The organism is Streptomyces sp. DT2A-34 (assembly GCF_030499515.1).
Classification (GTDB): domain Bacteria; phylum Actinomycetota; class Actinomycetes; order Streptomycetales; family Streptomycetaceae; genus Streptomyces.
In genome coordinates this window covers 3,579,903-3,592,259 of the sequence record NZ_JASTWJ010000001.1, presented here as the reverse complement: position 1 = coordinate 3,592,259, position 12,357 = coordinate 3,579,903, and the positions used below count along the sequence as shown (strand labels likewise).

Here is a 12,357-nt window from a genome sequence, read left to right as displayed (position 1 = left end):
GACGGTCGTTGGGGTTACTGTCAGTTTCGTGTTCGCTGCAGAACGTCGCCAATTGATCCTCGAAATGGTGCGAGCGAACGGGGCCGTGTCGCTCCGTGAGCTCGCCCGCGTCGTCCAGACCTCCGAAGTGACCGTACGGCGGGACGTGCGCGCACTGGAGGCAGAAGGACTCCTCGACCGCCGGCATGGCGGTGCGGTATTGCCGGGCGGGTTCACGCGGGAGTCCGGCTTTCCGCAGAAATCACATCTCGCGACCGCCGAGAAGACGGCCATCGCCGACCTCGCCGCGAACTTCGTGGAGGAGGGCGAGGCGATCGTCGTCGGGGCGGGGACCACCACGCAGGAGCTGGCACGCCGGCTCGCTCGCGTCCCCGGACTGACCGTCGTCACCAACTCCCTTCTGGTGGCGCAGGCGTTGGCCCATGCCAACCGGGTCGAGGTCGTGATGACCGGCGGCACGCTGCGTGGTTCGAACTACGCCCTGGTGGGCAGTGGCGCCGAGCAGTCCCTGCAGGGGCTGCGGGTGTCGCGGGCCTTCATCTCCGGGAGCGGGCTCACCGCCGAGCGCGGGCTGTCGACGTCCAACATGCTCTCGGCGTCCGTCGACCGGGCGCTGGTGCAGGCGGCCGCGGAGGTCGTCGTCCTTGCCGACCATACGAAGCTCGGTACGGACACCATGTTCCAGACGGTGCCCACGGAGGTCATCACCCGGCTCGTCACCGATGATCCGCCGGCGCACGACGACCGCGCCCACGCCGAGTTGCAGGCCCTGGCCGACCAGGGGGTGCAGATCGCCGTGGCCGGGGCGACCGGGAACCCGGGGGGTGACGAGGTCCCGGCGCGGCGGCGTGCCCTGCCGGGGCCGAGGCGGGGTCAGGCGCCGGGTGCGCCCGGGCTGCGGTCCGCTGCGGCGGTGCTCGGGGAGCAGGGGCCGGAGAGGGAACGGGAGCGGGCCCGGGTTGCGGATTTGCGGCGGCGTTAGGTTCGCCTATTCGCCGTAGGGGTTCGTGGTGATGTGCGGGTGCGGGTTGTTTGTGGCTTGTCGCGCCCGCGCGGCGGAGCCGCATATCGATACAGCCCCGCGCCCCTTTAGGTCGGCTGCCGCTCAGTCTGCTTTCAGGCCCCGCAGCGTCAGCATCAGCAACCGGTCGGCCAACTCCGGATCTCCCGGCGTCTCCTCCGCCGCCAGTGCGATCGCGTGGGTCAGTTGCAGTAGGTCGCCGATCGCCACGTCCTCCCGGACCCTGCCCGCCTCCTGTGCGCGTGCCAGTAGTGCGCCGCCCGCTTCTCTGATCGGGCCGCTGCACCGGGCCAGGGCCGAGGTGTTGTCGTACGACACGGACATCAGGGACCTGGCCAGGCCCCGGTACTCCCCGGCGTGGGTGACCATCTCGCGCAGCCATGTCACCAGGGCCGCGCACGGCTCCGGGGCGTGCAGGAGTTCACGGGAGCGGGTCAGGAGGTCGCCGACCGCGTCCTCGAAGACCGCGCTCAGCAGGGCGTCGCGGTTGGGGAAGTGGCGGTACAGCGTGCCGATTCCGACGCCCGCGCGGCGGGCCACGTCCTCCAAGGACGCGTCCGTGCCGCGTTCGGCGAAGGCGGAGCGGGCCTCGGTGACCAGGCGCTCGTAGTTGCGGCGGGCATCGGCTCGCATGCCTGCCGGCGGCCGGGCCATGGGGGTCACCTGCCCTTCCTTCACTTGTTCCGTGGGTTCAGCATGCCATCGGCGGCCGGACACCAAGAAAGAGGCGCCCGGTGGACTGATCGCTCAGTCCGCCGGGCGCCTCGGGACGTCGTACGTCTCAGTCCTTGATCTCGCAGATGGGGGCGCCGGAGGTGAGGGAGGCGCCGACCTCGGCGGACAGGCCCTTGATGGTGCCGGACTTGTGCGCGTTCAGGGGCTGTTCCATCTTCATCGCCTCAAGGACGACGATCAGGTCGCCTTCCTTGACCTCCTGGCCCTCCTCGACGGCCACCTTGACGATGGTGCCCTGCATCGGGGAGGCGAGGGTGTCGCCGGAGGCCGCGGGGCCGGACTTCTTGGCCGCGCGGCGCTTGGGCTTGGCCCCTGCCGCGAGGCCGGTGCGGGCCAGGGTCATGCCGAGCGAGGCCGGCAGGGAGACCTCAAGGCGCTTGCCGCCGACCTCGACCACGACCGTCTCACGGCCGGCTTCCTCGTCCGCCTCGGTGTCGGCGGGAGCGGCGAAGGGCTTGATGTCGTTGACGAACTCGGTCTCGATCCAGCGGGTGTGGACCGTGAACGGCTCGCTGGAGCCGGTCAGTTCCGGCGCGAACGCCGGGTCGGTGACCACCGCGCGGTGGAACGGGATGGCGGTGGCCATGCCCTCCACCTGGAACTCGGCCAGCGCACGGGCGGCGCGCTGCAGCGCCTGCTCGCGGGTGGCGCCGGTGACGATCAGCTTGGCCAGCAGGGAGTCCCAGGCCGGGCCGATCACGGAACCGGACTCCACGCCCGCGTCCAGACGCACACCCGGACCCGACGGCGCGGTGAACGTCGTGACCGTGCCGGGGGCGGGCAGGAAGTTGCGGCCCGGGTCCTCGCCGTTGATGCGGAACTCGAAGGAATGGCCGCGCAGCGGCGGGTCGTCGTAGCCGAGTTCCTCACCGTCGGCGATGCGGAACATCTCCCGCACCAGGTCGATGCCGGCGACCTCCTCGGTGACCGGGTGCTCCACCTGCAGACGCGTGTTGACCTCCAGGAAGGAGATCGTGCCGTCCAGGCCGACGAGGAACTCCACCGTGCCGGCGCCGACGTAGCCGGCCTCCTTCAGGATCGCCTTGGAGGAGGAGTACAGCTCGGCGACCTGCTCGTCGGAGAGGAACGGCGCGGGGGCCTCCTCGACCAGCTTCTGGTGGCGGCGCTGCAGCGAGCAGTCACGCGTCGACACGACGACCACGTTGCCGTGGGAGTCGGCCAGGCACTGGGTCTCCACGTGCCGCGGCTTGTCGAGGTAGCGCTCGACGAAGCACTCACCGCGGCCGAAGGCGGCTACGGCCTCGCGGACGGCGGAGTCGTACAGCTCGGGTACCTCTTCGAGCGTGCGGGCGACCTTCAGACCGCGTCCGCCACCACCGAAGGCGGCCTTGATGGCGATCGGCAGGCCGTGCTCCTCGGCGAAGGCGACGACTTCCTCGGCCCCGCTCACGGGGTCGGGCGTGCCGGCCACGAGAGGGGCGCCGGCGCGCTGGGCGATGTGCCGGGCGGCCACCTTGTCGCCGAGGTCGCGGATGGCCTGCGGGGGCGGGCCGATCCAGATCAGACCGGCGTCCAGGACCGCCTGGGCGAAGTCGGCGTTCTCGGAGAGGAAGCCGTAGCCCGGGTGGATCGCGTCCGCCCCGGACTCACGCGCGGCCTTGAGGACCTTGTCGATGTCCAGGTAGCTGGTGGCCGGAGTGTCACCGCCCAGGGCGAACGCCTCATCCGCGACGCGGACATGCAGAGCGTCCCGGTCCGGGTCGGCATAGACGGCCACGCTCGCGATCCCGGCGTCCCGGCAGGCCCGGGCCACGCGGACAGCGATTTCGCCACGGTTGGCGATGAGCACCTTGCGCACGATTGAGGCTCCCTCCTTGAAACAAGCCGAGTTTAGGGACTGCCGACACGCCACATCGACCCGTCCCCAGTGGTGAGCTTGCCCACACGGAGCGTGATTCCAGGCTCGCTCGACCTGCGAAATCCCATGTCGCGCCTCGGTACGCAGGTCTCTCCCGGCAAACCCTAGCCCTCCGCTGTGGTCAAGGTCTCTGTCATCACGTGCTGCGGGCCACTCTGTTTCTTTGTGGAATCCCTACGAATGGCCCAATGATTCTTTGCTGTCGCCCGAACTCTTGTCCCGGGGTTTACCCGTTAGTAGCGTTCGCGATGTCTCGTACGTACTTGGGGTAACAGCGCGGCTCGGAAGTGGGTGGGGACCGGTGGTACGCAGGCCGGTGGCGTGGGTGGTGGCGCTCGTGCTCTTCGTCGAGGGGCTCGGCGTCGCGGCGCTGCAGTGGTTCCTCGGCGTGGTGGTCGACCGGCAGGACATGTCCCTGGCCGGCCTGGACCCTGACGTGATGTCGACGTCCTCGAAGGCCGGCGGCCTGGTCTTCGGCGGCTACTTCGCGCTGTGCGGGCTGGTGGCCCTGCTCGTGGCCGTGCGCGACCGCGCCCCGGCCGGCTTCGGGCGCATCCTGCTGATCAGCGCGGCCGTGGTGCACGGGCTGCTGGGCGCGTTCGCCTGGGGGCTGGTGGGCTGGACGGCGTTCCTGTTCATGGTCGTCGTACTCGGCCTGATCGTGCTGCTGCTGATGACGTACGACGCCCAGGGCATGCCCACCTCCGACGAGCCCGCCGACGCCGCTCCCGACGGGGGCAAGGGCGGCGACGGGTCCCCGGTCACCCCTCAGCCGGCGCCCACAACTCCGTGATGCCGATCCCCAGTTGGCTCAGCAGTCGCCGTACCAGCGGCAGGCTGATGCCGATCACATTGCCGTGGTCGCCGTCGATGCCGTCGATGAACGGGGCCGAGCGGCCGTCGAGGGTGAACGCCCCGGCGACGTAGAGGGGTTCGCCCGAGGCGACGTACGCGGCGATCTCCTCGTCGGTCGGCTCGCCGAAGCGGACGACCGTGGAGGCGGTCGCGGAGGTGTACCGGCCGGTGGCGGTGTCGTAGACGCAGTGGCCGGTCTGGAGGGTGCCCGCCCGGCCGCGCATCGACTTCCAGCGGGCCGTGGCCTCCTCGGCGTCGGCCGGCTTGCCCAGGGCCTCGCCGTCCAGGTCGAGGACCGAGTCGCAGCCGATCACGATCGCGCCCTTGACCTCCGGCTTCGCCGCCACGACGGAGGCCTTCGCCTCGGCCAGGGCCAGCGCCAGCTCGGCGGGGGTGGGTGCGGTGACGGCGTCCTCGTCGACGCCGCTCACGATGACCTCGGGGTCCAGACCGGCCTGGCGGAGCAGATTGAGCCGGGCGGGGGACTGGGAGGCGAGGACGAGTCGGCGGCGCGGCTGATCAGTCATGCGGTCAGCGTATCGGCGCGCCCGGCCGGGCTCACCTCAGCCCGAGCACGATCATCGTGAGCACCATGGCCAGCGCCATGAGAACGCCCAGCCGCCGCAACATCTCCTGCATGTCGCGCAGTTCCTTGGGCGGCTCGTTCTCCGGGTCGGACCACAGCATGCCTTCCATCGTCGATCGGGGGTCCGGGGCGGCGCCTGAGTACGCATACTCAACTTCCCTGCAAACAGTGCTACGGTTCTATTAGTTAAAGGGACCTCAGTTCTGTTTGGAGGATGTGCTGCCATGTTCACGACTTCCTGGACCGCGTCACCCCAGCTGCCCAGCGAGGGCTTCACCCCCAACTGGTCCCGTGAGGGCTTCTGGCGCCAGTCGCTGCGGCAGGTCGTACGGATGTCGGCGGGGGGTGGCCGGGTGCGGGTGCGGCTCTCGCACGTCTACGGCGCCTCGCCCGTGCGCGTCGCGAGCGCGAGCGTGGGGCGTACGGCCGCGGGGGCGTCCGTGGAGCCGGGGTCGCTCGTGCGGCTCACCTTCGGGGGTGCCGAGGACACCGAAATACCAGTACACGGGGAGCTGGTCAGCGATGACGTCCCGTTCGCCGTCGCCGCCGGGGAGTCGGTGACCGTCACGCTGTACTTCGACACCACCACCGGGCCCGCGACCTTCCACGCCCAGGCCTTCACGACCAGCTATCGGGGCGAGGGCGACCTGGTGGCCGACAGCGGCGGCGAGGGCTTCGACGCGGTGACCGAGTCCTGGTACTTCCTGTCGGCGGTGGAGGTCGACGCCGGGCGCGGGGACGCCGTCGCGCTCTTCGGGGACTCGATCACGGACGGGTTCGGCTCCACGCCGGGGGCGAACCGCCGCTGGTCCGATGCCCTTGCCGCGCGCACGGGGCGGCCCGTTCTCAACGCGGGCATCGGCGGGAATCTGCTGCTCAACGACTCCGCGTGGTACGGCGACGGCGGCATCCGCCGGTTGCGCCGGGATGTTCTCGACCGGCCCGGAGTGGACACGCTCGTCGTCCTGCTCGGGCTGAACGACATCGGCTTCAGCGAGACGGACGAGCAGCCGACCTACAAGCCGGCGCCGGTGGTGGAGGCGGAGGAACTCATCGCCGGGCACCGGGAGTTGATACGGCAGGGCAGGGCGGCGGGACTGAGGGTCGTCGGGGCGACGCTGCTGCCGTTCGGGGGCTCGGACCACTGGGGTGAGCACGCGGCCAAGGTGAGCCACGAGCTCAACGAGTGGATCCGCGGCTCCGGGGAGTACGACGCGGTGGTGGACGTGAACCGGGCGCTGGCCGACCCCGCGGACCCCGACCGCCTGCACCCGTCGTACGACTTCGGCGACCACCTGCACCCGAACGATGCCGGGTACGAGGTGATGGCCGAAGTCGTGTCAACGCTCCTCTAAGCGGGCCAGTACGTACGCGCCCACGTTGTCGGGCCCGGCTGCGGCACCCTCTGCGCCGCGATGCGGGACGGGTCGGACCAGGAGTCGCGCGGGGTGGGTGCGCCGGGCGGGAGGGTGCTCGCCGCCGCGGCGCGGGCGCGGACCACCGCCAGTGCGGCGGCCAGCTCCTCCGGTGTCGGGTTGCCCCGTAGGACCTTGATGTTCATGACGGCTCCCAGCAGGCCTAGAGGGGGATGTTGCCGTGCTTCTTCGGAGGCAGGGATTCCCGCTTGGTGCGCAGCTGACGCAGGCCGCGTACGACCTGCAGGCGGGTGTCGGACGGCATGATCACCGCGTCGATGTAACCGCGCTCGGCCGCGACGTAGGGGTTGAGGAGGGTGTCCTCGTACTCCTGGATCAGCCGGGCGCGCACCGCCTCCAGGTCCTCGCCGTTCGCCTCCGCTTCAGCGATGGTGCGGCGGTGCAGGATGTTGACCGCGCCCTGGGCGCCCATGACGGCGATCTGGGCGGTCGGCCAGGCGAGGTTGAGGTCGGCGCCGAGGTGCTTGGAGCCCATGACGTCGTAGGCGCCGCCGAAGGCCTTGCGGGTGATCACCGTGATGAGCGGGACCGTCGCCTCGGCGTAGGCGTAGATCAGCTTGGCGCCGCGGCGGATGATGCCGTCGTGCTCCTGGTCGACACCCGGGAGGAAGCCGGGGACGTCGACGAAGGTGATGACCGGGACGTTGAAGGCGTCGCAGGTGCGGACGAAGCGGGCGGCCTTCTCGCTGGCCTGGATGTCGAGGCAGCCGGCGAACTGCATCGGCTGGTTGGCGACGATGCCGACCGGGCGGCCCTCGACCCGGCCGAAGCCGGTGAGGATGTTCGGCGCGAACAGCGGCTGCGTCTCGAAGAACTCGGCGTCGTCCAGGACGTGCTCGATCACCGTGTGCATGTCGTACGGCTGGTTCGCGCTGTCCGGCACGATCGTGTCCAGCTCGCGGTCCTCGTCCGTGACGGAGAGGTCCGCCTCCTCCGGGAACGCCGGAGCCTCGGAGAGGTTGTTGGACGGCAGGTACGACAGCAGCTGCTTGACGTACTCGATGGCGTCCTTCTCGTCGCCGGCCATGTGGTGGGCCACGCCGGAGGCGGAGTTGTGGGTGCGGGCGCCGCCCAGCTCCTCGAAGCCGACGTCCTCGCCGGTGACGGTCTTGATGACGTCCGGGCCGGTGATGAACATGTGCGAGGTCTGGTCGACCATGATCGTGAAGTCGGTGATGGCGGGGGAGTACACCGCACCGCCCGCACACGGACCGACGACCAGGCTGATCTGCGGAATGACACCGCTCGCGTGCGTGTTGCGGCGGAAGATCTCGCCGTACGCGCCCAGCGAGGCCACACCCTCCTGGATGCGGGCGCCGCCGGAGTCGTTGATGCCGATGACCGGACAGCCGGTCTTCAGCGCGAAGTCCATGACCTTGACGATCTTCTGGCCGTAGACCTCGCCCAGCGCACCGCCGAACACGGTGAAGTCCTGCGAGAACACGGCGACGGGGCGGCCGTCGACGGTCCCGTACCCGGTGACGACGCCGTCGCCGTACGGGCGGTTCTTCTCCAGGCCGAAGTTGGTGGAGCGGTGCCGGGCGAACTCGTCGAGCTCGACGAAGGAGTCCTCGTCCAGGAGGAGCTCGATGCGCTCACGGGCGGTCAACTTGCCCTTGGCGTGCTGCTTTTCGACGGCGCGAGCGGAGCCGGCGTGCGTCGCTTCCTCGATACGGCGCTGGAGATCCGCGAGCTTGCCCGCGGTGGTGTGGATGTCGATCCCTTGGGTCTCTTGGATCTCGTGACGCTCTTCCGGCTCGGACATCGGGATGGCGCTCCCTGCCTGCTCAAAAGGGGGGACGGTTACTCATCCGTAGCGTAGTGGGGTGCCTACGAATCAGCAGTGCGGCGTTTGCCACACCTAGGGTGGCTTGCATGACGCCGCGAGATGCATCAGACGACAGCCGCTGGTCCAACCTGGAACGTCCGCCGCTCAACGTCGCCGCGCTGCGACGCGGTCTCGTGCGAGAAGGCGGGTTGTGGCGGGAGGTGGAGGTGGTGCAGCGCACCGGCTCCACCAACACCGACCTGGTGGACCTGGCCACCGAGGGCGAGGCGAGCGAGGGCAGCGTCCTGGTCGCCGAGGAGCAGACGGCCGGCAAGGGCCGCCTTGACCGGCAGTGGACGGCCCCGCCCCGCTCGGGGCTGTTCTTCTCCGTGCTGCTGAACCCCGCCGAGGTGCCGGCGGCCCGCTGGGGATGGCTGCCGCTGCTCACCGGGGTCGCCGTGGCGACGGGACTGTCGCGGGCCGCGGGCATCGACACGGCACTCAAGTGGCCGAACGACCTGCTGGTGACCGTGGGCGGTGAGGAACGCAAGGCCGGCGGGATCCTGGCGGAGCGGGCCGGAGACGAAGGGGTGGTCGTCGGCGTCGGCATCAATGTCACGCTGCGTGAGGACGAACTGCCGGTGCCGCAGGCGGGCTCGCTGGCGCTCGCCGGGGCCGTGAGCACGGACCGGGATCCGCTGCTGCGGGGCGTGTTGCGGTCGTTGGAGGAGTGGTACGGGCGTTGGCGGGCCGCTGCGGGGGACCCGGTGGTGAGTGGGCTGCAGGAGACGTATGCGGCGGGGTGCGCGACCCTGGGAAGGGTCGTGCGGGCCGAGCTGCCGGGGGAACGGACGATCACGGGGGAGGCGGTCGCCATCGACGGGGACGGGCGGCTGGTACTGGCGACGGGGGAAGGGGTGCAGGAGCCCGTGGGAGCGGGGGACATCGTGCATCTGAGGCCGGCGTAGGTGCGGGTGGGGCTGTACGCCTCTCGGGAGTGAGGTGGCCCACACCTGCCGTAAAGTGAAGGCCGGTCGATTACTGACCGCGGCAGATCGGAAGGGCAGCAGGCGTGACCGTCGACGACACGGGCTCCGGCACGGGCGCGGACGGCCGGGTGGATCCCCACGCCGCCGAACCCGGCGAGGATCCGCTCGCCCTGCGCCTCGAACAGCTCATCCTCGGCGCCGAGCGGCGCTACACCCCGTTTCAGGCGGCCCGTAGCGCCGGTGTCTCCATGGAGCTGGCGTCCCGGTTCTGGCGGGCCATGGGGTTCGCCGACATCGGGCAGGCCAAGGCGCTGACCGAGGCCGACGTACTGGCGCTCAGGCGTCTCGCCGGTCTCGTCGAGGCCGGGCTGCTCAGCGAGGCCATGGCCGTGCAGGTGGCCAGGTCCACCGGGCAGACCACGGCGCGGCTCGCCGACTGGCAGATCGACTCGTTCCTGGAGGGCCTGACCGAGCCGCCGGAGCCGGGCATGACCCGCACCGAGGTGACGTACCCCCTGGTCGAGCTGCTCCTGCCCGAGCTGGAGGAGTTCATCGTCTACGTCTGGCGCCGCCAGCTCGCCGCCGCGACCGGCCGGGTCGTGCAGGCCGCCGACGACGAGGAGATGGTCGACCGGCGCCTGTGCGTCGGCTTCGCGGACCTGGTCGGCTTCACCCGGCTGACCCGCCGTATGGAGGAGGAGGAGCTCGGCGAACTCGTCGAGGCCTTCGAGACCACGGCCGCCGACCTGGTGGCCGCACGCGGTGGCCGGCTGGTCAAGACCCTCGGCGACGAGGTCCTGTACTCCGCCGACGACGCGGCCGTCTCCGCCGAGATCGCCCTGCGGCTCATCGAGACGATGGCCAACGACGAGACGATGCCCGAGCTGCGCGTCGGCATCGCCTTCGGCACGGTGACCACCCGTATGGGCGATGTCTTCGGTACGACCGTGAACCTCGCCTCCCGGCTCACGTCCATAGCTCCACGCGACGCCGTCCTCGTCGACAGCGCGTTCGCGGAAGAACTCATCCGAACGGGCGAAGCCCCTGCGTCGGAGGCGGAGGCCGCGGAGGCCGCTGCCGCGGCGGAGAAGGAGGGGGAGGAGGCGCCGGTGTATCGGTTTGCGCTGCAGCCGATGTGGCAGCGGCCGGTGCGGGGGCTTGGTGTGGTCGAGCCTTGGCTTTTGACGCGGAGGGCCTCCGGCGGGGGCGAGTGAGCGCCGTCGGGGTGCGGTTGTTTCGTCGGGTGCGGGTTCGTTGTGGCTGGTCGCGCCCACGCGGCGGAGCCGCATATGAATACAGCCCCGCGCCCCTTGGGGGGTTGCAGTGAGCGATCTTGTCAGGTGCCGTTGGTCAGGGGATCTACGCACAGGCCGATGACCGGGACGCAGACGGTGTTGTCGTCGGGGTGATCCGGCTGTTCGGTCGGGGGATTCGTCGTCGGCTTGCCCGGTGTGGGAGTCGGGGCCGCTTCGGGTGCGTGGGTGGGCGCCGCTGGTGGGCGGCGTGTGGGCGTGAGCGGCGGGGCGTCGGTCGTCGTCGTGCCGGGGCCGGCCGGCCGGGGCGTCGCTGTGGTGTTCGTCGTCGGTACGACGATCGTGGTGGGCGTCGATTTCGTGTCCAGGGCGCCCATGACGGAGGTCGCCGACGGGCTTGCCTTCGGGGCAGGTGTCGGGACGGTGGCTGCGGCGTTGGTCGAGCGGTCCTTGTCCGTGACCGTGCCGGAGTCCGGGGTGGGCTCCGTCTCCGTTGCGCTGAGGCCGGTGACGTCGGAGTCGGGGGTCAGTCGTACGAGGCTCAGTGCGCCCGCGGCCAGGGCGAGGCCGCCGGCCGCGAGGAGAACCTTGCGGGGGCGTGGGCGGCGGTGGCGGCCGCGGGGGCCGAAGAGGCGGGTGGTGGCCTGTTCCGCCTCACTCGTCGTCCCGGTTTCTGCTGATGTCTCCGCCGTCACGCCCATCACGCCCCCTCCCAACGCACTCGCGCCCCCAATGCGCCGTGGTCTCGCGCACGTTATGCGTTGTCGTGGGCGGTGAGGCGGGAGTTGGGCGGATGTCACTCGAACGGGGTGTCGGCACTCGATTCGGGAACCGCTCGTCGGGCCTTTCCCCGGCGTGGTCCGGCTGCGATGATCGAGGCGATGCTGTTAACCCGCGTTAACCGGAGGGTGTCATGAGTGAGGAGCGGTACGGGGAGTTCGTGCTGGTGCGGCGACACGGCGACGGGGGTGCCGGGGGCGCCGGGCATGTCGCGGAGCTCGTCCTCGACCGGCCCAAGGCCATGAACGCCGTGTCGACGGAGATGGCCGGTTCGATCGCGGGGGCGTGTGCGGCGCTGGGCGCGGACAAGGGCGTACGGGTGGTGGTGCTGACCTCGACGCATGCGCGGGCGTTCTGTGTCGGGGCGGACCTGAAGGAGCGGAATTCGTTCAGTGACGCCGATCTGATGCGGCAGCGGCCCGTGACGCGGGGGGCGTACGCGGGGGTGCTGGAGTTGCCGGTGCCGACGATCGCGGCGGTGCACGGGTTCGCGCTGGGGGGTGGCTTCGAGCTGGCGTTGTCCTGCGATGTGATCGTGGCCGACCGGACGGCCGTGGTGGGGCTGCCGGAGGTGTCGGTCGGCGTGATTCCGGGGGGCGGGGGCACGCAGTTGCTGCCGCGGCGGGTCGGGGCCGCTCGGGCGGCGGAGCTGATCTTCACGGCGCGGCGGGTCGAGGCGGGTGAGGCTCGGGAGCTGGGGCTCGTGGATGTGCTGGTGGAGGAGGGGCGGGACCGGGAGGAGGCTCTGGCGATGGCGGGTCGGATCGCCGCGAACTCGCCGGTGGGGTTGCGGGCGGCCAAGCGGGCGCTGCGGGTGGGGCACGGGCTGGATCTGCGGGCCGGGCTGGAGATCGAGGACGCGGCTTGGCGGGCGACGGCGTTTTCGGGGGACCGGGCGGAGGGGGTGGCGGCGTTCAACGAGAAGCGGCGGCCTGAGTGGCCGGGGGAGTGACGGCTGCCCTTCTGGTGGAGGAGTGGGGAAGGGGAAAGGGGAGGGGAAGGGGAAGGGGGCAGGGAGGGGAAGGGGGCAGGCGGAATTCGGTGGTGAGCTCCCC

General features: G+C 70.8%; 13 protein-coding genes. 6 read left to right on the top strand and 7 right to left on the bottom strand.

The window, feature by feature from the left end:
- Positions 1-28 precede the first annotated feature (28 nt).
- Positions 29-982 carry a DeoR/GlpR family DNA-binding transcription regulator gene (locus tag QQM39_RS15610; protein ID WP_301997313.1) on the top strand — a complete coding sequence of 318 codons (954 nt, stop codon included), beginning with the start codon at positions 29-31 and terminating at the stop codon, positions 980-982.
- Between the two features lie 123 nt (positions 983-1,105).
- Here QQM39_RS15610 and QQM39_RS15605 read toward each other — a convergent pair whose 3' ends face one another.
- Together QQM39_RS15605 and QQM39_RS15600 are read right to left on the bottom strand one after the other, a co-directional pair.
- A complete protein-coding gene (locus QQM39_RS15605; RefSeq protein WP_302003594.1) occupies positions 1,106-1,675 on the bottom strand; it encodes a TetR/AcrR family transcriptional regulator in 570 nt (189 codons plus the stop codon).
- Positions 1,676-1,802: 127 nt separating this feature from the next.
- On the bottom strand, positions 1,803-3,575 hold the full coding sequence (locus QQM39_RS15600) for a biotin carboxylase N-terminal domain-containing protein (RefSeq protein WP_301997312.1): 1,773 nt from the start codon (positions 3,573-3,575) through the stop codon (positions 1,803-1,805).
- A gap of 361 nt (positions 3,576-3,936) precedes the next feature.
- Here QQM39_RS15600 and QQM39_RS15595 point away from each other — a divergent pair, with 361 nt between their 5' ends.
- Positions 3,937-4,428: a hypothetical protein gene (locus tag QQM39_RS15595; protein WP_301997311.1), complete on the top strand. Its 492-nt coding sequence runs from the start codon at positions 3,937-3,939 to the stop codon at positions 4,426-4,428.
- Here the strand turns inward: QQM39_RS15595 and QQM39_RS15590 are convergent.
- Positions 4,397-5,017, bottom strand: a complete 621-nt coding sequence (locus QQM39_RS15590; protein ID WP_128433358.1) for a nucleoside triphosphate pyrophosphatase — start codon at positions 5,015-5,017, stop codon at positions 4,397-4,399. The genes QQM39_RS15595 and QQM39_RS15590 overlap by 32 nt on opposite strands.
- Positions 5,018-5,048: 31 nt before the next feature.
- Positions 5,049-5,177, bottom strand: a complete 129-nt coding sequence (gene mmpB / locus QQM39_RS15585) for a morphogenic membrane protein MmpB (RefSeq protein WP_093747104.1) — start codon at positions 5,175-5,177, stop codon at positions 5,049-5,051.
- Between the two features lie 123 nt (positions 5,178-5,300).
- On the opposite strand from mmpB, the gene QQM39_RS15580 reads away from it, so the two are divergent.
- Positions 5,301-6,431, top strand: a complete 1,131-nt coding sequence (locus QQM39_RS15580; protein ID WP_301997310.1) for an SGNH/GDSL hydrolase family protein — start codon at positions 5,301-5,303, stop codon at positions 6,429-6,431.
- Here QQM39_RS15580 and QQM39_RS15575 read toward each other — a convergent pair.
- Both QQM39_RS15575 and QQM39_RS15570 read right to left on the bottom strand, forming a co-directional pair.
- A complete protein-coding gene (locus tag QQM39_RS15575; protein WP_301997309.1) occupies positions 6,428-6,637 on the bottom strand; it encodes an acyl-CoA carboxylase epsilon subunit in 210 nt (69 codons plus the stop codon). The genes QQM39_RS15580 and QQM39_RS15575 overlap by 4 nt on opposite strands.
- Positions 6,638-6,654: 17 nt before the next feature.
- Entirely contained in the window at positions 6,655-8,277 is a 1,623-nt protein-coding gene (locus QQM39_RS15570; protein WP_301997308.1) for an acyl-CoA carboxylase subunit beta, read from the bottom strand.
- Positions 8,278-8,387: 110 nt separating this feature from the next.
- On the opposite strand from QQM39_RS15570, the gene QQM39_RS15565 reads away from it, so the two are divergent.
- Positions 8,388-9,248: a biotin--[acetyl-CoA-carboxylase] ligase gene (locus QQM39_RS15565; protein ID WP_301997307.1), complete on the top strand. Its 861-nt coding sequence runs from the start codon at positions 8,388-8,390 to the stop codon at positions 9,246-9,248.
- A 104-nt stretch (positions 9,249-9,352) separates the two neighbouring features.
- Complete coding sequence (locus tag QQM39_RS15560) at positions 9,353-10,483, top strand: adenylate/guanylate cyclase domain-containing protein (protein WP_301997306.1); 1,131 nt, start codon at positions 9,353-9,355, stop codon at positions 10,481-10,483.
- A gap of 122 nt (positions 10,484-10,605) precedes the next feature.
- On the opposite strand, the gene QQM39_RS15555 is transcribed toward QQM39_RS15560, so the two are convergent.
- Positions 10,606-11,223, bottom strand: coding sequence for a hypothetical protein (locus tag QQM39_RS15555; RefSeq protein ID WP_302003593.1), 618 nt, complete (start codon positions 11,221-11,223; stop codon positions 10,606-10,608).
- A 212-nt stretch (positions 11,224-11,435) separates the two neighbouring features.
- Here QQM39_RS15555 and QQM39_RS15550 point away from each other — a divergent pair, with 212 nt between their 5' ends.
- On the top strand, positions 11,436-12,254 hold the full coding sequence (locus tag QQM39_RS15550; RefSeq protein ID WP_301997305.1) for an enoyl-CoA hydratase/isomerase family protein: 819 nt from the start codon (positions 11,436-11,438) through the stop codon (positions 12,252-12,254).
- The last annotated feature ends 103 nt before the right edge of the window (positions 12,255-12,357 follow it).

What these genes read in the sequence shown, in the direction of transcription:
- QQM39_RS15575 (WP_301997309.1), bottom strand. Translation starts at nt 6,637, where the DNA reads ATGAACATCAAGGTCCTACGGGGCAACCCGACACCGGAGGAGCTGGCC.
- QQM39_RS15555 (WP_302003593.1), bottom strand. Translation starts at nt 11,223, where the DNA reads ATGGGCGTGACGGCGGAGACATCAGCAGAAACCGGGACGACGAGTGAG.
- QQM39_RS15565 (WP_301997307.1), top strand. Translation starts at nt 8,388, where the DNA reads ATGACGCCGCGAGATGCATCAGACGACAGCCGCTGGTCCAACCTGGAA.
- QQM39_RS15550 (WP_301997305.1), top strand. Translation starts at nt 11,436, where the DNA reads ATGAGTGAGGAGCGGTACGGGGAGTTCGTGCTGGTGCGGCGACACGGC.
- mmpB (WP_093747104.1), bottom strand. Translation starts at nt 5,177, where the DNA reads ATGCTGTGGTCCGACCCGGAGAACGAGCCGCCCAAGGAACTGCGCGAC.
- QQM39_RS15590 (WP_128433358.1), bottom strand. Translation starts at nt 5,017, where the DNA reads ATGACTGATCAGCCGCGCCGCCGACTCGTCCTCGCCTCCCAGTCCCCC.
- QQM39_RS15605 (WP_302003594.1), bottom strand. Translation starts at nt 1,675, where the DNA reads ATGGCCCGGCCGCCGGCAGGCATGCGAGCCGATGCCCGCCGCAACTAC.
- QQM39_RS15580 (WP_301997310.1), top strand. Translation starts at nt 5,301, where the DNA reads ATGTTCACGACTTCCTGGACCGCGTCACCCCAGCTGCCCAGCGAGGGC.
- QQM39_RS15570 (WP_301997308.1), bottom strand. Translation starts at nt 8,277, where the DNA reads ATGTCCGAGCCGGAAGAGCGTCACGAGATCCAAGAGACCCAAGGGATC.